The organism is Streptomyces sp. NPDC045021 (assembly GCF_056432645.1).
The window spans coordinates 15,724-38,139 of sequence record NZ_JBWKIQ010000022.1 but is presented as its reverse complement, the minus strand read 5'-3'; the positions used below and the strand labels follow the sequence as shown (position 1 = coordinate 38,139).

The 22,416-nt window shown below is 73.4% G+C and carries 17 protein-coding genes; 6 read left to right on the top strand and 11 right to left on the bottom strand.

Annotated features, from left to right (window positions below; all coding sequences use genetic code 11):
* Positions 1 to 149: 149 nt before the first annotated feature.
* On the top strand, positions 150 to 362 hold the full coding sequence (locus AC07DC_RS39235) for a hypothetical protein (protein WP_478919602.1): 213 nt from the start codon (positions 150 to 152) through the stop codon (positions 360 to 362).
* A gap of 76 nt (positions 363 to 438) precedes the next feature.
* Here the strand turns inward: AC07DC_RS39235 and AC07DC_RS39230 are convergent, their stop codons facing one another.
* A complete protein-coding gene (locus AC07DC_RS39230) occupies positions 439 to 1,161 on the bottom strand; it encodes a 4'-phosphopantetheinyl transferase family protein (RefSeq protein WP_478919601.1) in 723 nt (240 codons plus the stop codon).
* A gap of 337 nt (positions 1,162 to 1,498) precedes the next feature.
* On the opposite strand from AC07DC_RS39230, the gene AC07DC_RS39225 reads away from it, so the two are divergent.
* The 3 genes from AC07DC_RS39225 (at position 1,499) to AC07DC_RS39215 (ending at position 5,706) form a co-directional block, all read left to right on the top strand.
* Complete coding sequence (locus tag AC07DC_RS39225) at positions 1,499 to 2,344, top strand: metallophosphoesterase family protein (RefSeq protein ID WP_478919599.1); 846 nt, start codon at positions 1,499 to 1,501, stop codon at positions 2,342 to 2,344.
* Between the two features lie 239 nt (positions 2,345 to 2,583).
* A complete protein-coding gene (locus AC07DC_RS39220; protein ID WP_478919598.1) occupies positions 2,584 to 5,433 on the top strand; it encodes a helix-turn-helix transcriptional regulator in 2,850 nt (949 codons plus the stop codon).
* Between the two features lie 51 nt (positions 5,434 to 5,484).
* A complete protein-coding gene (locus tag AC07DC_RS39215; RefSeq protein WP_478919597.1) occupies positions 5,485 to 5,706 on the top strand; it encodes an MbtH family protein in 222 nt (73 codons plus the stop codon).
* Here AC07DC_RS39215 and AC07DC_RS39210 read toward each other — a convergent pair.
* The 3 genes from AC07DC_RS39210 to AC07DC_RS39200 form a co-directional block, all read right to left on the bottom strand.
* Entirely contained in the window at positions 5,671 to 6,579 is a 909-nt protein-coding gene (locus AC07DC_RS39210) for a hypothetical protein (RefSeq protein ID WP_478919596.1), read from the bottom strand. The genes AC07DC_RS39215 and AC07DC_RS39210 overlap by 36 nt on opposite strands.
* Positions 6,580 to 7,341: an SAM-dependent methyltransferase gene (locus AC07DC_RS39205; protein WP_478919594.1), complete on the bottom strand. Its 762-nt coding sequence runs from the start codon at positions 7,339 to 7,341 to the stop codon at positions 6,580 to 6,582.
* Positions 7,342 to 7,487: 146 nt separating this feature from the next.
* Entirely contained in the window at positions 7,488 to 7,736 is a 249-nt protein-coding gene (locus AC07DC_RS39200; protein WP_478919592.1) for a hypothetical protein, read from the bottom strand.
* A gap of 312 nt (positions 7,737 to 8,048) precedes the next feature.
* On the opposite strand from AC07DC_RS39200, the gene AC07DC_RS39195 reads away from it, so the two are divergent.
* Positions 8,049 to 9,002 (top strand): polyprenyl synthetase family protein, encoded by a 954-nt coding sequence (locus tag AC07DC_RS39195; protein WP_478919590.1) that lies wholly within the window; start codon positions 8,049 to 8,051, stop codon positions 9,000 to 9,002.
* A gap of 11 nt (positions 9,003 to 9,013) precedes the next feature.
* Here AC07DC_RS39195 and AC07DC_RS39190 read toward each other — a convergent pair whose 3' ends face one another.
* The 5 genes from AC07DC_RS39190 to AC07DC_RS39170 form a co-directional block, all read right to left on the bottom strand.
* Positions 9,014 to 10,792 (bottom strand): AMP-binding protein, encoded by a 1,779-nt coding sequence (locus AC07DC_RS39190; RefSeq protein WP_478919589.1) that lies wholly within the window; start codon positions 10,790 to 10,792, stop codon positions 9,014 to 9,016.
* The gene (locus AC07DC_RS39185) at positions 10,783 to 13,044 is read right to left on the bottom strand and encodes a helix-turn-helix transcriptional regulator (RefSeq protein WP_478919588.1); all 2,262 of its coding nucleotides are present in this window, start codon (positions 13,042 to 13,044) and stop codon (positions 10,783 to 10,785) included. Before AC07DC_RS39185 ends, AC07DC_RS39190 begins: the two co-directional genes overlap by 10 nt.
* Positions 13,045 to 13,146: 102 nt before the next feature.
* Positions 13,147 to 15,903 carry an AfsR/SARP family transcriptional regulator gene (locus AC07DC_RS39180; protein WP_478919587.1) on the bottom strand — a complete coding sequence of 919 codons (2,757 nt, stop codon included), beginning with the start codon at positions 15,901 to 15,903 and terminating at the stop codon, positions 13,147 to 13,149.
* 79 nt (positions 15,904 to 15,982) lie between these two features.
* Positions 15,983 to 16,984 (bottom strand): AfsA-related hotdog domain-containing protein, encoded by a 1,002-nt coding sequence (locus AC07DC_RS39175; protein ID WP_478919586.1) that lies wholly within the window; start codon positions 16,982 to 16,984, stop codon positions 15,983 to 15,985.
* Between the two features lie 331 nt (positions 16,985 to 17,315).
* Positions 17,316 to 18,719 (bottom strand): helix-turn-helix domain-containing protein, encoded by a 1,404-nt coding sequence (locus AC07DC_RS39170; protein ID WP_478919585.1) that lies wholly within the window; start codon positions 18,717 to 18,719, stop codon positions 17,316 to 17,318.
* Positions 18,720 to 18,965: 246 nt separating this feature from the next.
* Here AC07DC_RS39170 and AC07DC_RS39165 point away from each other — a divergent pair, with 246 nt between their 5' ends.
* On the top strand, positions 18,966 to 20,333 hold the full coding sequence (locus tag AC07DC_RS39165) for an MFS transporter (RefSeq protein WP_478919583.1): 1,368 nt from the start codon (positions 18,966 to 18,968) through the stop codon (positions 20,331 to 20,333).
* On the opposite strand, the gene AC07DC_RS39160 is transcribed toward AC07DC_RS39165, so the two are convergent.
* Both AC07DC_RS39160 and hypE read right to left on the bottom strand, forming a co-directional pair.
* The gene (locus AC07DC_RS39160; protein ID WP_478919581.1) at positions 20,306 to 21,133 is read right to left on the bottom strand and encodes a helix-turn-helix domain-containing protein; all 828 of its coding nucleotides are present in this window, start codon (positions 21,131 to 21,133) and stop codon (positions 20,306 to 20,308) included. The genes AC07DC_RS39165 and AC07DC_RS39160 overlap by 28 nt on opposite strands.
* A gap of 65 nt (positions 21,134 to 21,198) precedes the next feature.
* A complete protein-coding gene (gene hypE / locus AC07DC_RS39155; protein ID WP_478919666.1) occupies positions 21,199 to 22,206 on the bottom strand; it encodes a hydrogenase expression/formation protein HypE in 1,008 nt (335 codons plus the stop codon).
* Between the last annotated feature and the right edge of the window lie 210 nt (positions 22,207 to 22,416).

The following is a 22,416-nucleotide window of genomic DNA, read 5'->3' as shown; positions in this document are numbered from 1 at the left end:
GGATTCGAACCTGGGCATTGTGTGCGGGTCGGACAGTGGCTCTAGTGAGCCTCAAGTGACGGCAGCACAGCAGTGAAGTCCGTTAGACCGATCCTTTTGGGGGAAACATGAGGGTTTCGGCGATTATGAAGAGCGTGACCGTACGGGCGATGCTTGTCGCAGGTGCGGTAGCGGCGCTGGCGGTCGGTTTCACCCCGGCACAGGCGCACACACTGGAGCGGCAGGCCGGGGATGCCATCAGCACTCCTGCTGCTCACACCATGGGGACGTCGATAGCTGACGACGAGTGGGACAGCACTCCTGTTGTTCCCGTTGCTCCCGTCAAGGGGCAGACGCACGCTGACGACGACGAGTGGGACTGATCGTCCCGGCTGATCGTCCCGGGGGACTGACCAACCCCGGTCGTTCGGCCTGATATTCCTGATATCCACGCGATATCTACGCGGCGCTCCCTACCAGCATCTGGTAGGGAGCGTTCTGCTGTGCCCCCACGGTCGCGGGAACCGTCGCCGGTACCGCGATCGCACTGACCAGTACGCCGCCGCCCGCCGACCAGCGTCCGCTGAAACCGGTGGGGTCCCCCTCTTTCAGGGCGGACGCCGGCAGCAGCAGCCGCGCGCGGAAGGTGCGCGCCAGCGGGTTGACCGTGATGAGCGCGTCCTCGAAGTCCAACTCCCGGCCGGTGAGCGGGAACCAGGCCTTGTAGACGGACTCCTTCATGCTGAACAGCAGCCGGTCCCAGCACACCTCGGGCGCGGTCCGCATCAACTGCCGTACCCAGCCGCGCTCCTGGGGGAGCGCGATGGACTCCAGGATGCCCTCCGGGAGGGTGTCGTTGGGCTCCGCGTCGATCCCGATCGCCGCCATGTCGCTGGTGCGGGCCACCGCCGCGGCGCGGTAGCCGTTGCAGTGCGTCATGCTGCCGACCACGTCCGGGGCCCACTGCGGCGCGCCGCGGGTGCCGGGGAGTATCGGCATCGCCGGCAGTCCGAGCCCGTTCAGGGCGCGGCGGGCGCACCAGCGTGCCGTGGTGAACTCCAGCCGCCGCTTCTCCACCGCGTTGCGGATCTGCTCCGCCTCCTCCGGGAACAGGGTCGCCTCGGGCGGGTCCATCGTCGAATCCACGGCGACGACCTCGGTGGGAAGCAGCTGCGCGATCATGGGAGCCCCGTTTCGTCCGACGCCTCGTCGGCGTCTGCTGCGTGCTCGCTCCGGTGTGTGGCGAGCGATCTCCACGCTGGCGCCCCGAGGGGGTACGGGACAACGAATGCGGCTCCGGCGGCGGTGATACGGCAGGTCGAAGGGGCGATCCATGCCCACCAGCTGCTATCCGGGAGCCGGCTGGGAAGCGGCCTGCCGGTCGGCAGGCATGGGCGCGCGGAACCTTGCCATGCGGTTGCTACACGCCATGACAGGCCGGCCCGCGGGGCCGTGGGCAGGGGGTGCCTGCCCGGACTTAGGGGTTCTTCCCCACTCTTCGCCGTTCTACCCTCATCGGATGTCTCAAGGGAAGTTGCTGGGCATCAGCGACCTGCATGTCGCGCATCCGGAGAACCGGAAGATCCTCGAGGAGCTGCGCCCGGACAACCCGTCGGACTGGCTCATCGTCGCGGGCGACGTGGGGGAGATGCTCGACGACATCGAGTGGGCCCTGGAACTGCTGAGCCTGCGCTTCGCGCATGTCGTGTGGGCGCCGGGCAACCACGACCTGTGGACCCCGCACGGCGATTCCGTGCAGCTGCGCGGCGAGGCCCGCTACCGGCACCTGGTGGAGATCTGCCGTTCGCTGGGCGTGCACAGCCCGGAGGACCCGTACCCGGTCTGGAGCGGCCCCGGCGGCCCGGTCGTCGTCGCACCGATGTTCCTGCTCTACGACTACACCTTCCGTACGCCCACCGCGGCCACCAAGGAGGAGTCGCTCGCGCAGGCCTACGAGGCCGGGATCGTCTGCACCGACGAATTCCTGCTGCACCCCGATCCCTACCCGTCGCGGGACGCCTGGTGCCGGGCCCGGGTGGCGGAGACCGCAGAGCGGCTGGAGGCCTGCGACCCGGAACTGCGGACCGTACTCGTCAACCACTTCCCCCTCGTGCGGGACCCCACGAATATCCTGCGTTATCCCGAATTCGCCCAATGGTGCGGAACGGAGCTGACGGCCGACTGGCACACCCGATTCCGCGCGGCGGCCGTCGTCTACGGGCACCTGCACATCCCACGCACCACCTGGTACGACGGGGTGCGGTTCGAAGAGGTGTCGGTCGGCTACCCGCGGGAGTGGCGCACTCCGGGCCACCCCAGGAACGTGCCGCGGCAGATCCTTCCGGAACCCGCCACAGCCCTCTGACCTGGCCCGCCGGACAGCACCCCGGCGAGCACTCGTGTGCCGCTGGAGTACTTACTGCCGTGCAACTTCCGGCCACCGTGGGGCGCGAGTTACCTGCCTACACTGGATTCCTGATTCAACGGGGAGAATCCTCCGTTTCAATTCGCCAGTGCCAATGTGCTCCCCCTGGGGATAAATGGCCGGTTATTCGGCCGGCGGGGGCGCGGAGCGCACTGGATTACGGGGACAGTGGGGCGAAGATGGTGCTGATCGACCGTGAGGCGGAACTGGCGCTACTGGATACGGCCTTGGCCGGATGTATGGCAGGACATGCCCGGATCGTGCTGGTCGAAGGCGCGGTCGGCTGCGGGAAGAGCGAACTCGCCGACACCGTCGCCGAGTCGGCCGCGAAGGCGGGCGCCGTCGTGCTGCGCGCGATGGGATCGGCGGCGGAACGGGCCCTGCCACTGGGCGTCCTGGGGCAGCTCGTCAACAGCGCGCCGCCCGGGACACTCCCGGAACCGGCGCAGAACCAGGGGCCGTCGAGGATCGAGGCGATGCAGGCGTTCAGCGACGCCGTCCATGACCTCAGTACGCGGACACCGGTGGTGATCTGCGTCGACGATCTGCATCTGGTGGACGACCTGTCCTGCCGCTACCTGCTGCAGCTGGCCCGCCGGGCCCGCAACGCCAGGATCCTGCTGGTGCTGACCGAACCGGTGCACGAGCGCAGCGACGACCCGGTGTTCGGCACCGAGCTGCTGCGGCAGCCCAACTTCACCCGCGTCCGGCTGGAGCGGCTCGGCCGGTACGCCGTCGCCGAGGTGCTCGCCCAGGGGCTCGACGGGCAGCCGGACACCGTCGGGGACGAGCGGCTCGTCGACCACGCGGGCCACTTCTGGACCGTCAGCGGCGGCAACCCGCTGCTGCTGCGCGCGCTCGTCGAGGAGTACCGGGTCGCCCGGCGCAACTCCCCGGCCGGGGCGATCCCGGAGCCGGAGGCGGGCGGCGCGTTCACCCAGGCCGTACTGGCCTGCCTGTACCGCTGTGGCCCGCGGACCACCCAACTGGCCGAGGCGCTCGCCGTCCTGGGCAGGACCGGTACCGCGGAGTTGGCGGCGCAGTTGCTGGGCATCACCACTCCCGCGGCGGTCCAGGGGGTCGCCGCACTGAACGCCGCCGGGATCCTGGAGAGCTTCCGCTTCCGGCACCCCGCGGTCCGCCGCTCGCTGCTGGACCGGATGGATCCGGCCGCCCGTACCGGACTGCACCGGCGGGCCGCCCGGCTCGCGCACCAGTACGGCATGCCCGCGGCGGCCGTCGCCGGGCAGCTGCTCGCCGCGCAGCACGCGGACGAGGACTGGGCGGTGCCGGTGCTACGGGCGGCGGCCGAGCAGTTGCTCGCCGACGGCAAGGCCGTACCGGCCTCGGCCTGCCTGGAGCTGGCGTACCAGGGGTGCACCGACGACGAGCAGCGCGCGGAGTTCCGTACCCGGCTGGCCGCCGTGACCTGGCGGACCAACCCGGGCGCCGCTGAACGGCATCTCACCGAGCCGCTGGAAGCGCTGCGCGCCGACCGGCTCGCACCGGCCCGGATGGGCCCGCTCGCCCGGCTGCTGGCCGCCCAGGGGCGGATCGACGAGGCCGGTGACGTACTGGCCCGGCTCGCGGCCGCGACCGGCGACCCGGGCCGCCGGGCCGACCCGCAGCACGGCACGGCGCCGGTCTCGTCCCTGGGTTCGTCGCTCGGCACGAGACCTGGCACCCAGCTGCCGGGTCACCGGGACGATCCGCTGGACGGGCTGTCCGCCTTCCCGCGCTGGTCCGGCGGGCGGACCCGCGTCGCGGGCGCCCCCCAGCCGTCCACCGCCGCCCACTCCAGCGTCAACGCCGCCACGGTGGCCGTCGCGCCGGCCGCCCTGTGGGCGATCCCGGACGGTGCCCAGGACGGCACGGCCGCGGAGGACGCCGAACTGTTCCTGCGCGGCACGACGCTCGCGGCGGCCACCGTGGAGCCGATCGTGCAGGCCCTGCGGGTCCTGCTGCACCTGGGCGGGGCGCAGCGCGCCGTCCACTGGAGCCAGGTCATCGCCGAGGAGGCAGCCCGCCGCGAAGCCCCGGGCTGGCAGGCGCTGTTCACGTCGCTGTGGGCCGAGGCCCTGCTGCGGCAGGGGGATCTGCACGGCGCCGAGGAACGGGCCGCGCTCGCCCTCAAGCTGGTGCCGGAGCGCGGCGGTAGCGTCTTCCTGTGCGGGGTGGCGGCGACGCTGGTCCGCGCCCGTACCGCGATGGGCCACTACGACGCGGCCGCCCGGGTGCTGAGCCAGCCGGTCCCGGAGGGACTGGCCGGCAGCTTCCACGGGCTCGGCTATCTGCGGGCCCGCGGCCAGTACCACCTGGCGACCAGCCGCTACCACGCCGCCCTCGGCGACTTCCTCGACATCGGCCGGCGCACCAAGCGCTGGGGCCTGGACCGGCCGCTGCTGCTGCCGTGGCGCACCGACGCCGCCGAGGCGCTGCTGCAGCTCGGCGAGGCGCACCAGGCGGAGCGCTTCGTGACCGACCAGCTCGCCACCCGCGACGCCGCCAACCCGTGGGTGTCCGGTATCTCGCTGCGGCTGCGCGCGGCGACCCGTGAGCCCCGGGAGCGGCAGATCCTGCTCGCCAAGTCCGTCGACGAGCTGCGCAGGTCGGGCGACCGCTACGAGCTGGCCCGGTCGATGGCCGAACTCGGCCAGGTGCTCAAGGAACTGGGCGAGCCCACCCGCGCCAACATGGTCAACCGGCGGGCCTGGCACCTGGCGCAGGAGTGCGGGGCCGAGGCGCTGCGCGAGAAGACCCTCCCGGGGCAGAGCGCCGCGGGCGGGATGCCGGAGGACCCGGCGCCGGTGGCGGCATACGCGGACCTGGAGGCCAAGCTCAGCGACTCCGAGAAGCGGGTGGCGATGCTCGCGGTGCACGGGCACACCAACCGGGAGATCGCGATGAAGCTCTACATCACCGTCAGCACCGTCGAGCAGCACCTGACCCGGGTCTACCGCAAGCTCAGCATCAGCAGCCGGCAGGAGCTGCCGGTGGACCTGCAGCTGAGCGTCACCGAGATGGCCTGAACACCGTTGCCCCGCACACCACATGAATGCCTGAAGCGAGAGGACGAGCAGTTGAGCACACCGTTCGAGGACCCGGACGCCGGCTATCTGGCACTGGTCAACGACGAGGGCCAGTACTCCGTCTGGCCGGCCGCCAACGACGTGCCCGCCGGCTGGCGGATCGTCCTGGAGGAGAGCGGCCGGCAGGCCTGCCTGGACCACATCGAGGCGCACTGGACGGACATGCGTCCGGTGAGCCTACGCGCCGCCATGGGCGGGCAGCCGGGCGAGTGACGCGCGGGCGTACACCACCTGGTACCCCGGCAGGATGAACAGCGACTCGCGGAACGACGTCGTCGACTCCGGCATCAACTCCGGTACGGAGTCGGGCTGTTCGTACATCAGCGCGCGCTCAAGCCGGAAGAAGTACAGGTTGTGGGCGTCCACCCGGCGCTGGTAGGACCACCAGTCGCGGCACTCCTCGGGGCTGCCGCGCTCCCGCAGGTACGCGGCGACCAGCCGCTCCTCCAGGCAGTGCGCCAGCCGCTCGGACGCGAACTGCGACCGGACCGAGCGGCCCGGGCGGGCCCGTTCGTACAGGCAGTGGCCCAGCTCGTGGGCGATGCCGGCCAGCGCGTCGACGGTGGGCGCGTCCTGGCCCAGGACGATCGCCCGGCCGCTGTCGTCGTCCACCGTGCGGAACGGGGTGCCGGCCTCCTGGAGCGAGGACTCGGCGAGGATCCGCGCCACCTCCGCACGCCGGTGCCGCAGCTCCGGCAGCCCGACCAGGATCTCGGCGGCGGGAGCGTGCGTGGGGTGGCGCAGGATGGTGCTGTCCGCCGGTATGGGCAGCGGCAGTTCGGCCAGGAACGTCAGCATCGAGCGGCGCAACGGCAGGACGTCCGCGTACTCGGGGCGCGCCATCACCTGCCGGACCTGCCGGTGGGTGCTCTCGATCAGCCGGCGCAGCCAGGGGGTCTCCCGGAGCCCGGCCAGGGCCGCGCGGCGGCCCCGCAGCACGCTCTCGATGAGGTCGCCGCGCCCCAGGACCGCTTCCTTCTGCAGCAGGCGGCGCTGGTCCCGGTACGCGGCCACGGCGGTGGCGTCGCCCGGGAAGACGGCATCGGCGGGTACGCGTGCGTCAACCGCGGTGTTCTGGGGGCTCATTCACCAGGTGGCCGGCTCGGCCGGCTCGGAGTGCCGTGGCGCCAGCAGGGCCAGGATGGCGCGGTCGACGCGGTGCGGGGCGGCGGCCGGCAGGAAGAGCGGGCTCGCGAAGGAGACGTTGGCGAGCAGTTCCCAGAGGGAGCCGACCCTGCCCCAGGCCACCGCGGCGGTGCCGTCCGAGGCCTGGCCGGCCTCGACCAGGCAGGCGGGGTGGCCGGCGTCGTAGGCGCGCAGCAGCAGTCGCTGGAGCAGTTCCGCCCGGTCCGCGCCACCGACGTGGTAGACGAAGGTGTTGAACGCGGGGTTCGGCAGCTGCTCAAACAGCAGCAGGCGGTTGGCGTCGACGACCAGGGTGCCGCGTTCCAGCGGGTCGATCCCCAGGTTGTTGACGGTGGTGGTGAAGTTGGAGACGCCCGGCTCGACATGCAGGGCCAGTTCACCCGCGTCGGCCAGCCGCTGGAGCTGCTGGACGACCGTGACGCCGAGCCGCGGGTCGCCGGGCAGCAGGACGGCGACATCGCCGTCGGTCCTGGCCCGGTCCAGGATGCGGGCGAGCAGCCGGCCGAAATCGTCGTGGTCCCGGACGCCGGCGAGGTAGAGCGCGTGCAGGGATTCGGTGGGCCGGTCCGTCAGTTCGCGGACGTCGACGGCCGGGTCGACCAGGTGCAGCACCGCTTCGGCTTCCCGCAACTGGCGCAGTCCGGCGAGGGTGAGCTGCTCGATCCCCTGGACGCCGAGCCCGACAACCCTGATGCGATCCATCGCGGTTCCTTCCCGGTGGCGGTGACGGTGGCGGTGCCGCTGTACGGCGACGGTGGTGCTGTGCGGCGGTGGTGATGCCTGTGCGGCGGTGGTGGTGCTTGTGCGCGGGGCGGTGCGGTCGTCAGGACCGCACCGCCCCGGGGGTGTCACGCCTCGCCGTTGTCCGCGTCGATGTCCTCGAGGATCTGCGCGAGGTCGGCCGGGACGACGCTCTGCAGGCGGGGGGTGTTGTTGCTGTTGTTGCTGTTGTTGTTGCTGTTCGAGTTGTTGTTCATGTTGCTGTTGTTGTTGTCCGCGAAGTTCGTGGTCGCGTTGTTGTTCACGTTCGCGTTGTTGTTGTTCGAGTTGTTGCTGTTGTTCGAGTCGTTGTTGTTGTTCGACGAGTTGTTGGACACGAGTCCTCCTGCAGCAGTGCTGTGGGTCGGGCATGGTGCCCGGTCTGCCCGCGTCGAGCAGCACCCCAATGAACCGACACTGCGCTAAAGCCGGGTATGCGCGGAGTTTGTGCCGAAGCCGCCCACCCGGCCCACCAGCACGGCCCCATGACAAGCGCATAGCAACCCCCCGCCGGGCAGCCCCGCGAATGGCAGGGAACGGGCTCTTCGGCGCCCGCCGCGCGCCCGGTTCGCCGACGGGCCGCCCACCGACCTTGAGCAGCACCGACCGCCCAGGAAGGCTCGGAAGCAGCCGATCCAGGGAGGATCACCATGACCACGCATTCTCTGCCGCCGCAGACACTCGTCCCCGGGCAACTGCGTGCCGGACTGCTCGACCAGGTGGAGGAGCGGCTGCGCGGCCTGCTGGCCGGGGAGTTCGACCGCTGGCACGCGGTGAACCCGCGGGCGGCGAGCCTGGTCGGTTCGATCACCGAGCTGGTGCGGGCGGGCGGCGACCGGGTCCGCCCCGCCATCTGCGTCACCGGCTACCTCGCCGCAGGCGGCGACCCCACCTCTACCGCGATCGTCGACGCGGCCGCCGCGCTGGAGCTGCTCGACACCTGCTTCCTCATCCGCAGCGACATCCGCGACAACGCCCCGCTGCGGCACGGCATCCCCACCCTGCACGTCAGCCACGCCGCCGAGCACGAGCGCAGCGGCTGGCGCGGCGAGTCCCGGCGCTTCGGCGAGGGCACCGCGGTGCTCGCGGGCGACCTGGCGCTCGCCTACGCGGACCGGCTCGCGTCCCGGTTGCCGGCATCCGCGTGGCAGCTGTGGGACGAACTGCGCACCGAGCGCGTCATCGGCGCCCACACCGACGCGGCCTGCGCGACCGAGTACCTCGACGACCCGTGGCCGGGCCGCTGCATCGCGGGCTGCGCCAAGGGCTGCGGAGCCGGCTGGTACGCCCTGCACCACCCGCTGCTGCTCGGCGCCGCGCTGGCCGGCCGGCAGGACCTCGCCGCCTCCTACCGGGACTACGCCCGCCCCCTGCACGCCGCCTGGCGGCTGCGCGGCTTCCTGGAGGGCGGGCCCGGCTACGACTGGGACGCGCAGATGCTGCGCGAGGTGCTGCTGGGCACCGAGGAGCGGGACACGGCGGAGCGGATCATCTCCCAGCTGGTCGCCCGCGCCGACCGCGTCGTCGACGCCGCGCCGCTCGCCCCCGGCTGGCGCGACGAACTCGCCGCGTTCGCGATCCGGATCTCCGGGCTGTCGGAGTAGACCGGACAGCCCTACGCGTCGGACGCGGGAACCGGCACCGGGCGGGGTACGCCCGGCCGGATGCGGGCGAGCCAGCTGCGCAGGCCCTCCTTCCGCAGCTCGCCCCGGTCGTCCCTGGGCAGCGAACCGACCAGCTCCAGCCGCGTCGGCAGGAACGCGGCGGCGACGCCGCGCCCGGCCAGATGGTCCCGCAGCTCGACGAGACCTGGCGGTTCCGCCTCGGTGGTGGGCACGACGACGGCGCACGGCATCTCTCCGTACTCCGGATCGACGTAGCCGACCACCGCGGCCTCGCGCACCCGGGGATGGGTCAGCAGCCGCTCCTCCAGCTCGGCCACCGGCACCAGGAAGATGCCGCCGAGCCGTTCGCCGGCCCGTCGCATCACCTGGACACCGCCGAGACCGTCGGCCTTGGCGAGGTCCCCGGTGTCGAGCCAGCCCTCGTCACGGTCCCAGGTGATCAGCGGGGCCGGTCCGCCGCCGCGCTGCCAGGTCGCCAGGCAGACGGACGGACCGCGGACCCGCAGCCGCGAGGTCTCCGCGTCGCCGACGCCTTCGGCGGGCACGACGGAGACTTCCAGGCCGGGCAGCGGGCGCCCGTCGCTCTCGGCGTTGCGTTCCGCCGGGGTGTCGCCGCGGGTCACCGTCCCCATGCCGAGCTCCGGGGCGCCCCAGACGGTACGGACCGGGGCGCCCAGCGCGCCCGGAAGGTCGGCGAGCAGCTGGGCCGGTGTGCTGGTCCGGCCGCCGGAGAGCAGCAGGCGCAGGGAGCCGAGCTCGCGGGGGCGGTGCTGCTGCGCGGCCAGCACCTCGGACCAGTAGACGGGCGCCGCGTACGCCTGGTCGACCCGCGCGGCGGCCAGCAGGTCCAGACAGTTGCCGGGATCCCAGACGTCCTGGTAGACGCCGGTGCCGCCGACCGCGAGCGGCCAGTAGACGCTGTACAGCAGCGAGGCGAGGGAGGTCAGCGGCAGCGCCGAGTAGAAGACCTCGCCCGGGCGCCGGCCGGGTCCCGCCGGGTCGCGCTGGGTGCTGATGTTCGCGTACAGGGTGTTCGGGGTGTGCAGGGCGGCGGCGTACGTGTCACCCAGGCTCATCACGGTGATCATGAGGCTGATCCGGTCCGCCCGGTCGGTGCGCAGGCTCAACCGCCGCGCGTGCGGCCCGCGTTCGTGCGGGGTGCGCTGGAAGTACCGGGCGAAGTCGAGGGCGCCCGTCGCGGCGGCGTCACCGATCACCACGCGGTGGCGCAGCCAGGGCAGCGCCGGGGCGAGATCGGCGAGGGCCTGCGCGTGCGGGAAGCCCTCCCAGACGTCGGGCACGACGCAGATCCGGGCCCGGCTGCCCTCCAGGATCCGTTCCAGGCCGTGCGCGCGCACAGTCGGCAGGACGGGGACGGCGAGCGCGCCCACCCGCAGGCAGGCGAGCGCGAGCGCGGCCGCCTCCCACCAGCTCGGCAGCTGGAAGGCGACCGGATCGCCCGCACCGATGCCGAGACTGTCGAGCGCGGCGGCGAACCGGTCCACGTAGCGGGCCAGTTGCGCGTAGCTGACGGTGACCGTACGGCGGTCGGCGGGGCGGTGGATGCGCTGGGAGATGATCGCCGGCCGGCCGGGATCGGTGGCCGCGGTCCGGTACAGGTCGTGCAGGAACGTCTCGTCCCGCCACCAGCCCTCGGCCCGGAACCGGGCCGCCACGTCCTCGGGCGGGGCGACGGCGGCCAGCAGGCCGGACAGGTGCCCGGTCGCCTGCTCCGCCGCGCCCGCTTCTTCGTGCCCGGTTACGGCCATCGGCCGACCGACCAGGCGACCTGCACCCGGGAGGTGCAGTTGAGACGGCGCATCACCTGACGGACGTGGTTGACCACCGTCCATTCGGAAATGCCGAGCTGACCGGCTATCTGCCGGTTGGTCAGACCCTCCGAGACCAGCATCGCGACCTGCACCTGGCGCGGGGTGAGCGGCTGCGCCGCCGGGCTCTCCTGCTCGGCGTGCGGGGCCGGAACGGCCGCCGCCAGCGCCTCCGCCACGGCCGCGCCGGGCGCCAGCCGCAGCCCCTCCGCCCAGGCGGTGGCGAAGCCGGTCCAGTGCAGTCGCTCGCGCAGCCCCGCCAGCGCCTCCTCCAGGACCCCCCACCGCTCGTCGGGCACCTTGCCCCCGAAGCTCCGGCGCAGCGCGTCGGCGGCCGCGATCAGCCGGACGGCGCGCGGCTGCTGGCCGGGGGAGGCGCGGAGCAGCAGCAGGGCGAACGACTCCAGGGTCGCGGGGAGTTCGGTGCGCTCGCCGATCGAGTCGTAGAGCCGCAGGCTCTCGCGCAGCTCCCGGCCCGCCGTGTCCAGGTCCTCGCCGTCCTCGGCGAAGGCCGCGGACTCGCGCAGCGCGGTCGCCAGCCCCCGCGGGTCGCGGATCCGCCGGTACGCGTCGAGCGCCCGGTCCAGCAGCTCCCTGCCCTTGCGGGTCTCGCCCTGGACGCGCAGCGCCCCGGCCAGCGCGGTGCCGGCCTCGGCGGCTGGCCCCGCCGCGCCCAGCGACTCCAACGTGGCCAGTGCGGGGGCGAGTGCCGCCTGTGCGCCGGACGGATCTCCCAGGAGCAGCAGTGCCATGCCCATCCGGGCCGTCACCAGCGCGCCCTGTCGGCGGTCGCCGAGCCGCTTGCACAGCGCGAGCGCGCGGCGGTGCCGCCTGACCGCCATGTCCGGGTCGCCGAGGGCCGCCGTGAACGTGCCCGACAGATCGACGAGCCGGGCCCGCACCGGTTCCGGCAGCGCCCCGCCGTCGGCCGGCCCGTCCTCCGCGAGTCCGTCGCACCAGTCGAGGCCCTCGCGCAGCCGTCCCTGGACGAGCCACGGCTGCCGGCACGCGGTGACCAGCGCGGCGACGGCCTCCCGGTCGCCCCGGGCGCGCAGCCGGCGCAGTGCCGCGCTGATGTTGGCGCTCTCCGCGGCCAGGACGCCCAGCCACTTCTCCTGTTCGGTGCCGGCCAGCCGTGGTTCCGTGGCCGTCACCAGCCGCTGGTACTCGCTCGCGTGCCGGTCCAGGGCCGCGGCGTCCGCGCCTGACTGCTCCAGGGCGGTGAGCAGGAACGACCGCACCGGCTCGGGGACGGCGAACCGGGGCTCGCCCTGCTCCTGGTCGACAACGGTCAGCAGGTTCTTGTCGATCAGGGTTTCCAGCACGTCCTCGGCGCCGACCCGGACCAGCATCGCCAGCCCGAATCCCCGCGCGAACACCGCCAACTGCTCCAGATGGCCGCGTTGTTCCTGGTCCAGGTGCCGGCAACTCCACTGCGCCAGCGCCGTCAGCGACCGGTGGCGTTCGGGCGCGTCCACCGGACCGCCGGCCAGGATCGTGGTCCGGTGCCGCAGGCGCGCGAGCAGTACGTGCGGCGGGAAGAGCCGCAGCCGCCCGGCGGCCAGTTCGACGGCGAGCGGCAGCCCCTCCAGCAGCGCGCAGATCTCCGCGACGGCCGCGACGTTCTCCGCCGTCAGCGCGAAGCCCGGATCGGCGTCCCGGGCCCGCCGGATGAACAGGGCGACCGACGGTACGTCCTGCACCTCCTGCACATCGGGTTCCCCCGACGTGGCCGGTTCCGGCACCGGCAGCGGTGCGACCGGCAGCAGCCGTTCCCCGTAGGCTCGCAGTGGTTCCTGGCCGGTGGCCAGTACCACCAACCGATCGTTGGACGCGATGAGTTCACCGATCCCGGCGACCGGCGGCACGTCCGGCTGGTCGCAGCCGTCCAGGACGAGCAGGACGTGTCCGTCCGGCACCCGGTCGGGCAGCGCCTCCCGCGCCAGGTCCACGAACCGCACCTCGTCGAAGAAGTCCGTCGCACCGGCGGCGGCCTCCGCCGCGAGCCGGCTCTTCCCGACCCCGGCGGGCCCCGTCAGGGTCAGCAGCCGCACCGACGGATCCCGCAACCGCCCGGCCAGCACGACCGTTTCCATCTCCCGTCCGACCAGACTCCGGCGCGGACCGAACCGTTCGGGACCGGCCTGTGGGCGGTCCTGCTGCCGTTCCCGTTCCTGCTGCGATACCGGCATCGTTCCCCCTGCCCTCATAGGACGCGGTCATGGTCGGCCCGTGGGCCAAAGTAGTACTAAAGCCGTGCACCGTGCAGCCGGCTCAGGCGGTCTCAGGCGGTCTCAGGCGGTAAGGGCCGTCAGGCGGCCGGGGGCCGGGAGCGGCGTCCGGCGCGGTGCCGGGGCGCGCAGGCGCCAGATCCCGGGGCGTACTTCGAGGTCGGTGGGCCTGCCGGCCGCCGGTGCCGGGTCGCGCAGCGCCCGCAGCGCGCGGCGGGCGTAGGCCTCCAGCCGGCGGTCCTTGAGGGCCGTCGCGAGGTCGAGACACTGGGTGAACCGGGCCCGGGCGGCCTCCGGGCCCTCCGCCTCCAGGGCGAGCAGAGCCAGTGCGCGCAGCGCGTCGTAACGGCCGCGGGCCCGGGCCGGGGCGGCGAGGGCGGCCAGCGCCGGTTCGAGCAGGACGGCGGCGGCGGACGTGTCGCCCTTGTCCAGGTGGAGGTCGGCGAGGCCGACCAGGGCGCGGCCGTACTCGTACGGGTCGTCGCAGCCTTCCGCGGTGTCGCGGGCCTGCGCGTACAGGTCGCCGGCCTCGGCGAGCCGGCGGTTCTGCCAGGCGAGGTCCCCCAGCGAACGCAGCATCCGGGCCTCGCCCGCCCGGTCGCCGCTGTGCCGGGCGGCGTCGAGCGCGAGGGTGTGGGTGGAGTGCCAGTCGGTCCAGGAGGCGTGCGCCTCCAGATAGCCGGTCATGGCGTCGACGAGGCGCAGCGCCGCGGACCACAGACCGGCGGCGTGCGCTGCGCGCACTGCGTGCACCAGGGCCGGCTGCTCCTGGGCGAACCATTCCTGCGGGTGGTCGGTGACCGGACCGGGGACAGCCACCGGTCCGGTCACCGGGCGCGGGGTGAGCGCCGCGTCGGCGCGTTCGGCGGCCTGCGTGTACGCCTCGCACATCCGCTCGGTGGCGGCGCGTGCCGACTCCGGGCTCTCCTCGGCGGCGAGGAGTTCGGTGGCGAGGATCCGCAGCAGCTCGTGGAAGTGGTAGCGGCCCTGGCGGACCCCGTCGTGCACGGACGCCTCCAACAGCCGCCCGTCGACCAGGTTCTCGACGACACGGCCCGCCTCGCCCTCCTCCAGACCGAGGACGGCGGCGGCCGCCCACAGCCCGAACGGGCCGGGAGGCAGCAGCCCCAGCAGGCGGAAGGCGCGCTGCGCGGCGGGGGAGGAGTCCAGGTACGCGACCATCAGCGTGCCGCGGACGTCGAGGTCCCCGAGCTGGAGCTCGGTGAGCCGGGAGCGCTCGTCGCGCAGCCGGGCGGCGAGCGAGCCGGCGGTCCAGTGCGGCCGGGCGCGCAGCTGGGCGGCCGCGATGTGCACGGCGAGCGGCAGATGGCCGCAGAGCTCTACGATCTCGGCCGCCGCGGCGGGCTCCGTGGCCGCCGGACCGGGCCCCGCCAGCGCGTCGAAGAGCCGCAGCGACTCCTCGGGGTCGAGGGCGTCCAGCACCACCGGGCGGACGCCGCCGAGCCCGGCGGGCAGCCGGCGGCCGGTGATGAGGGCGGTGGAGCCCGCGGTGGCGGGCAGCAGCGGGCGCAGCTGCGCCTCGGAGGTGGCGTTGTCCAGGACCAGCAGGATCCGGCGGTCGGTGAGCAGGTCGCGCAGCGCGTCCTGGAGGTCCTGCGCCTCGGCGGGCAGGGCGACCCGCGTTCCCGCGCGGCGCAGCAGCCGGGTCATCGCGTCCGCCGCGCCGAGCGGCCGTCCGGGGTCGGGCTCCAGGTCGAGGAAGATCCGGCCGTCGGGGAAGGCGTCGGCGCTGCGCTGCGCGGCCTCGACCGCCAGCGCGGTCTTGCCGACACCGGGCTTGCCGGTGATGGCGACGCTCGTCCCGGCAGGGGCGTCCCGCAGCAGCCGCTCCACCTCGGCGAGGACCACGTCGCGGCCGGTGAACGCGCCGTCCGCGGCGGGCAACGAGGTGACGGCCTGGAACGCGGGACGCTCGGCGACGGCGGGCACCAGGGCTTCGCCGCCCACGGATCCGGACCCGGTCGCCGTCCCGACGACGACGGCGCCGTTGCCGCCCGCGCTCAACAGGGCCGCGTCCCCGGCCAGGATGCGCCGGTGCAGCCGCTGGAGCCGCGGGCCGGGCTCGATGGCCAGCTCGTCGACGAGGGTGCGGCGCACCCGGCCGAACGTGCGCAGCGCCTCCGCCTGCCGGCCGGTCCGGTACAGCGCCACCATCAGATGGGCGTGGAACTCCTCGCGCAGCGGGTGTTCCGAGGCCAGCGACTGCAGTTCGGCGATGAGCCCGCGGTGCCGGCCGAGTTGGAGGTCCGCGCGGATCCGCTGGTCGAGAGCGGTCATCCGGGCCTCGGTCAGCCGCACCGCCGCACCGCCCAGCAGCGGGCCGTGCGGGGTGTCCGAGAGCAGCGGCCCGCGCCACAGCGCGATGGCCCGCTGCTGCAACTCCGCGGCGGACACGTAGTCCTCGGCCTCCAGGGCCTTGCGCCCGCGGGCGTGCAGCTCCTCGAACGTGGTCATGTCGAGCCGGTCGGGTTCCAGCCGCAGCAGATAGCCGGGAGGGCGGGTCAGGAGCGTGTCGCGGCCGTACACGGGATCCGCGGAGTGCAGTAGTTTGCGCAGCTGGGAGACGTAGACCTGCAGCGTGGTGGTGGCGGTGCGCGGCGGATTGTCCTGCCACAGCTCGTCGATCAGGCTCTCGACCGACACCACCTCGTTGGCCCGCACCAGCAGGGCGGCCAGGACCACGCGCAGCTTGGCGGCGCGCGGCGTGTAGGAGACGGCGGGCGTGGCGGAACCGTCGGTGACCGCCTCCTGCCCGTCGTCCCCACCGATCTCCATCGGGCCCAGAATCCAGAATCTCATCGCGTTACCCCCGTCCCGCTCTGCGTTCCCGCGTGCTCGTCAACCGTCGTACGTACTCGTCACGTCGTGTGGTGCCGTGTCAGAAGTCCTGGACCACGGTGGTCCTGGCCTCCGCCACGGCGCGGCGCCGCTGCGTCACCGTCAGCGTGACGGGGACCGCCGGCCGGCCGTACTCGTCACGGCCCAGCGCTCCCGGCACCGCCGTGCAGCGCAGCGGCAGTTCGGGCTCCGCGTAGCTGCGGAAGTGCACCTCCGAGGAGGCCAGCGTGCTGCGTGCGGGGGCGAGCCCGAAGGCGCGGCCGGCCGCCAGCAACGAGGTCTGGCGCAGCGACTCCAGCAGATGCGTCCCGGACAGGTGGCCGCCCTCGGGGGCGAAGACCGGATTCGGGTTGTCGGTCAGCACCCACGTCGTCAGCCGCCCCCGCGAGGACTCGGACGGCTCGCTGACCACGACGTTCGAGACCGCGCAGCGGCCGACCTCGGCCGGATCGACGGGCCGCAGCGCCCCGTCCGGGGCGTCGTCGAGCTCCGGTGCGGCGCGCAGCGCCTGGCGGCTGTGGGCCAGGTGGCTGCGGTGCAGCTGCGGCATCAGGAAGACCAGTCCCGCCGTGCCGGTGCAGCACGGCATGTCGTTGATCTTCACGTCGATGTGGAAGTCGAGGCCGCGCGGAACGCCGTTCATCGCGTTCGCGGGCTTCGCCCTGATCCCCGTCGTCATCCTCGCCGTGCCCGAGTCCGTCGCGTTGGCCCAGTCGGTGCGCCAGGCGCGCAACTCGGTGAGGTGGAGATTGAAGCCGAAGAAGAGACCCGGCCGGTCCTGCGGCACCCCGAAGTAGCGGTGTCCGACGAACTCGCCGATCTCCCGGATCGTCTCCGTGACGATCTGCGCGTCGTGGAAGTGGCTGGGCCCGTCGTTGAAGAGCGGATGCGTCCGGGGCATCTCACCGGCCAGGACGAAGTGTTCCTCGCCGACGCTCGGGGCATCCAGCAGGTAGTGGTCCCACGACGGCGGGCAGTGGATGAGGTGGCGGGTGCCGTTGCCGAGTGCCAGTTCAGCGGTGGCCGCGCTTTCTACTGTCATGGCGTCTCCTTGGTCCGGCGTCTTCCCCGCGGATGCGGCGTCGGGAGTCTCCTCGTCCAAGGTTCCGGAGTGAGGGGGGTCCGGGCCAGCTGGGAGCGGTGGCAGCAAGCTGCACGGCCGGAACTCCGCCCCGTTGATCCTCCGGTGAGGCTTTAGCGAAGCCCATGAGGTCAGGCGCACGCTCGTGCCGCTGCCCCCGCTCCCTTTCTCCCCCGGAGGGGAGCCCTGGGCAACCCGCGAGCCCCGCCCCCGGGTCTTCCCCCGGACCCCTGGGCGGGGCCTTCGCCATGAGCCGGGCGGTGCGGCCCCCTGCGGATGTCGCCGCTCTCCCCTACAGGTGACGACCGCCGCGCCCCACCAGATGGGCGACCTGGGTACGGGACACCACTCCCAGCTTCTTGAAGATCCGGCTCAGATACGTCTCCACGGTCTTGGGGCTGAGCTGCATCCGGCCGGCGATCTGCTGATTGGTGAACCCGGCGCTGACGAGTACGGCGACCTGGACCTCGCGGCGGCTCAACGACGCCAGCTCGACGGCGCCGGGCCCGTCGGGGAGTTCGGCCGTCAGCGCCTCCGCGGCCATCGCGTCCGTCATCGCCGACAGCGGCATCGCCGTGACGGCCGGCGCGGCGGCGACCGCCGATGCCGTGGTGCCCAGCGCACGGCCCTGCGCGCCGTAGCGCCAGCCCGCGTCGGTGGCGCGCAGGACGAGACCCGCGACGGCCGGGTGCCGGAAACGGAAGCGGCGCAGATGGCCGTCGGGCCGGACGAGGCCCTCGCTCTGCAGATCGTCGAGCCCGCTGAGCACCCGCTCCAGCGGCAGTTCCGCCACCTTGGCGACGGTGGCCGGAGCGAACGGGTCGCCGAGCACGGCGGCGGCGCAGGCGGTCCGCCACGCCACCGGGGACAGCGCGCGGAAGTCCACGGACGCGGCGTCGGGATTGACCGGCAGCCGGCCCGCGTCGCGCAGGGCGTGGAGCAGACCCGGCACCCCGGCCGCGTCGCGCAGCAGCAACTGGCGGCGAATCGGGTCGAGCCCGGACGGCAGCAGCGTGGCGGCGTCCCGCTCGGGGAGCGGGCCGACATCGAGGTGGAGCCAGGAGGGTGTCGCGCCGTGGGCGCGCAGGGTGCGCAGCGACGACAGATGGCGCGCGGTGGGGGAGTCGCGGTAGGCGAGCGCGATGAGTACCGGTGCCTCGGGCGGATGCCGGACCAGATGGTCCAGCAGCTGGAGCGACAGCGGATCGGCGCGGTGCACGTCGTCGAGGACGAGCAGCAGGCCGTTCGCGTCCGCCGCCCGCCCGATCAGGGTGCGCATCGCGCGGATCAGCCAGTACGCGTCCGGGTCGGCGGCGGCCGGCGCGGCCGGCTCCGCGCGCCCCGCGGCCAGCGCGGGAAAGACCTCGGCGAGCCGGGCCGCCTCCTGGGGGCCCAGCCGCCCGGCCAGCTCCGGGCCGATACGGGCCAGCCGGTCGTCGAGCGCGTCGACGAACACCTCGAACGGCACGGTCCCGCCGAGCCGTCCGGCCCGGCCGGCGGCCACGGTCCAGCCGCGGTCGTGCGCCGAGGCGATCAGCTCCGCCAGCAGCCGGGACTTGCCGACCCATGGCTCACCGGCCAGCGAGACGATCTGCGCCGACGTCCGGGCGAGCCGCAACGACTCCTCCAGGACGTGCAGTTCCTTGTGACGGCCGACCGGTGCGGAGCCGGTGGCCTGCGACAGGGCGGTCTCCACAGGCGGCACGTTGTCCTCGCTGTCCTCGGTGATTCCAGGGGTCCCGGTGATCTCGGCGGCTCTCGCAGCGTGCCCGTACCCGGGCGGCCGAGCCAAGAGCGTTCCCCTGTCCGGAACCTGCACGACAGGAAGTGCCATGTGGGGGGAATCCCCGACTTCCGCCCAGGCTGCCCGTTGGTCAGGCTCGGGGGCAAGTGGGCCTGACGGCATCCCGCCACGCCCCGACCGATGCCGGAGGAGCACGTCATGACAGCCGTCGAACCCGAACAAGCTGTCCTGCCGCCGCGGCCCCGACCGCAGGCCGCGCCCGCCGTCCCGGGCGCGCGCCTGCGCTTCGGCTACGCCTCCGGCTCGCTGGTCACCGGCACCTTCAACACCCTGCCCGGGCTCCTGCTGCTGCCCTACCTCACCGACACCCTCGGTATCGGGGCCGCCCTGGCCGGCACCGTCGTGCTGCTCCCCAAGGTGTGGGACGCCGTACTCAACCCGCTGGTCGGCCGGGCCAGTGACCGTACCCGTACGCGCTGGGGCGCGCGCCGGCCGTACGTGCTCCTCGGCGGTCTCGCCGCCGCCCTGACGTTCGCGCTGATGTTCTCGGGAGTGGCGGCCGGAACGGCCGGCGCCTGGTTCACCGGCGCCGGATTCCTGCTCTCCGCGACGGCCTTCGCGTTCTTCCAGGTGCCCTACGCGGCCATGCCCGCCGAGATCACCACCCGGCGCCAGGACCAACTGCGGCTGGTCGGCGGACGGGTGGCCGTCATCGGTGTCGCGGCCCTGATCGCGGGCGCCGCGGGACCCGCCATCGCCGACGCCGGCGGCGGGGGCATTCCCGGGCACCGCTGGGTCGGCCTGTTCGGCGCGCTCGTCATCACCGTCGGTGCGGTCGGCGCCTTCCTCGGCACCGCCGGGACCCGCGGTGACCGGGTGCTGGAGAGCGAACCGAGCCTGCGCCACCAGTTCGCCGTGGCCCGCGCCAACGCGCCGTTCATGGCGCTGCTGCGCTGCGGCGTCGTCCAGTCGCTCGCCACCGGCTTCATGCTCGTCGGGGCCCCGTACTTCACCGATCACGTGCTGCACGACTCGGACGCCACCGGGCTGGTCGTCGGCGCCTTCGTCCTGCCGAACCTGCTGACCGTCAACCTCTGGTCGCGGCTCGGCTCCCGTATCGGCAACCGCCGCGGATACGCCGCCGCCTGCGGGCTCTTCATCGGCGGCTGCCTGCTGCTGCTCGCCTCGCCCGGTCTGCCGCTCGCCGTGGTCGCGCTCGCCATCGCCGTGACCGGCACCGGCCACGCCGGCCAGCTGCTCTTCCTGTACGCGATGCTCACCGACCGCACCACCCACGACACCGAACGCACCGGCCGCCGCCAGGCCGGTGTCTTCTCCGGTGTCTTCACCACCGGCGAGATGCTCGGCCTCGCCCTGGCGCCGTTCCTCTACGGGCTGGTCCTGCAGATCTTCGGCTATGTGTCGTCCACCGACGGCGAGTCCGCCCGACAGAGCTCCACGGCCGAACTGGGCGTGCTGCTCGGCTTCACCCTGCTGCCCGTCCTGGCGACAGCGGCCGCACTGACGCTCCTGCGCGGCTACGACCGGCTGGTTTCGGCGGCCTGAGGCAGCCCGGTGTCCGAGGCCGCCCGCTTCCTCAGGATCGCGGCGGTCGCCTCGTCGGCCGGCAGGAACGCCTCCAGGTGGAGTTCGGCCAGCGTGATGTCGACGGCGGTGGCGAACGAGGTGATGGTGGTCAGGAGCCGCAGCTCGCCCTCGTCCGAACGCAACCGCAGCGGAACGGCGAACCCCAGGTGATCAGGGTCCGGAGGCGTCAGCGGGACGTACCCCTCCAGCTCCGCGATGAGCTCGGCCAGCCGCGGGTCCGGGCTGCGCAGGGCGCGCGCCCGCAGGCTCTCGATGATGTGCCGGCCCCACGCGTCCAGGTTCGCCACCCGGGGCGCCAGACCGCGCGGATGGAGCGCGAGGCGCAGCACGTTGCAGGGCGGTTCGAGGAGTTCGGGGGCGGCGCCCTCGGTGAGGACGGAGACGGCGCTGTTGGCCGCGATCAGGTCGCCGTACGGGCCCACGACCATGGCGGGGAACGGCAGATGACCGTCCAGGATGCTGTCGAGCGCCTCCCGGACCGGGCGCAGCAGCGGCTCGTCCAGGGGCGTTTCGCCGAACACCGGCGCGTAACCGGCGGTGAGCAGCAACGCGTTGCGCTCCCGCAGGCTCAGCCCGAGCGACTCGGCGAGCCGGACGACGATCGGCCGGCCGGGCATCGACCGGCCGCGTTCCATGAAGCTCAGATAGCGCTGGGTGGTACCCGCGCGGATGGCGAGCTCCAGCTGGCTCACCCGGCGTGCGCTGCGCCAGCGGCGCAACTCGGTCGCGAACTGGTTCGGCTCGATTCCGGTGGTCACGGGCCAGTTCTAACCCGGACCCGGCCGTTTGGCCAGCCGCCTTCCGCTCCGGACGGCGCCGGCCGTCAGCGCAGCCGCGGCGGTTCCGCGCTGCCCGGCGGCACCCCGGCGGGCAGCAGGTGGACCGAGCCGTCGGGGGAGCGGAGCTCGACCGCCCCGGCGGGCTCGTCGGTGGCGGTGCCGACGATCGCGGCCTGCCGGCCGTACGGGTGCGAGCGGAGCGCGGCGAGGACCGCGTCGGCCGCCGCCGGCGGCACGAACAGGCACATCGAGCCGGCGTTCGCGGCGTGCAGGGGCGAGAGTCCGAGGAGTTCGAAGGCGGGCCGGGCCTCGTACTGCACGGGCAGCGCGCCCTCGTCGATCCGGAGCGTGAGGCCGCGGGCCGTGGCGCAGGCGCGCAGCGTCGCGGCGAGCCCGCCCGAGGTGATCGGCGCGGCGGCCCGGACGGCGTCCGGCGGCAGGCCGTTCAGGAGGGACGTCAACGGGGCGCAGTCGCTGGGCACATGGTGTTCGAAGCCGAGTCCGGCGCGCAGCGACAGCAAATGGACGGCATGGTTGCCGAGCGGCGCGGTCACCAGGACGCGGTCGCCGGGCCGGACGCCGGCGATCGGCAGCGGCGGACGGCGGTGGACCCCGATGCCCGTCGTGGTGAGGAAGAGCTGGTCGGCGTCGCCCGCCCGCACCACCTGGGTGTCGACACCGGCGATGGCGATCCCGCCCTCGTGGGCGGTATCGCGGATGGACTCCGTGATCCGGCGCAGGAGTTGCAGCGGTGTCCCGGCCTCGACGATCAGCCCGAGCGTGAGGGCGTACGGGTCGGCGCCGGTCGCGACGATCGCGTTGACGGTCCCGGCCACCGCGAGCCGGCCGAGGTCGCCGTTGCCGAAGAACGGCGGATCGACGACATAGCAGCCGGTTCGGACGGCGAGCGTGTCGCCGGACAGCGCCGGGAGCCCGGCGGGCGCGAGCCCCGGCCCGAGCACGTCGAGAACCAGGGTCGTCAACTGCCGTGGACCGGTTCCGGAGTCGTCGGCGAGCGCGACCTGCCCGACCGGCCAGGAATTCACATCCATTATCAAGGAAGGCTCCCCCGTGAACCGGCCGAATATGCCCTCAGAGCCCGGACGGGCACGGTCGCACCTTGTTCCCTCCAGGCACGTTCACGGTAGTCGGGGAAAGGTCTGACAGCAGGTGGACAGGGGGTGTTAGGGGGCGGGAAAGGGGGTCTGGACCACAATTCCTCTTACCTAGACTCGGAGTCCGAATTCAGCGGGGATCGGCCG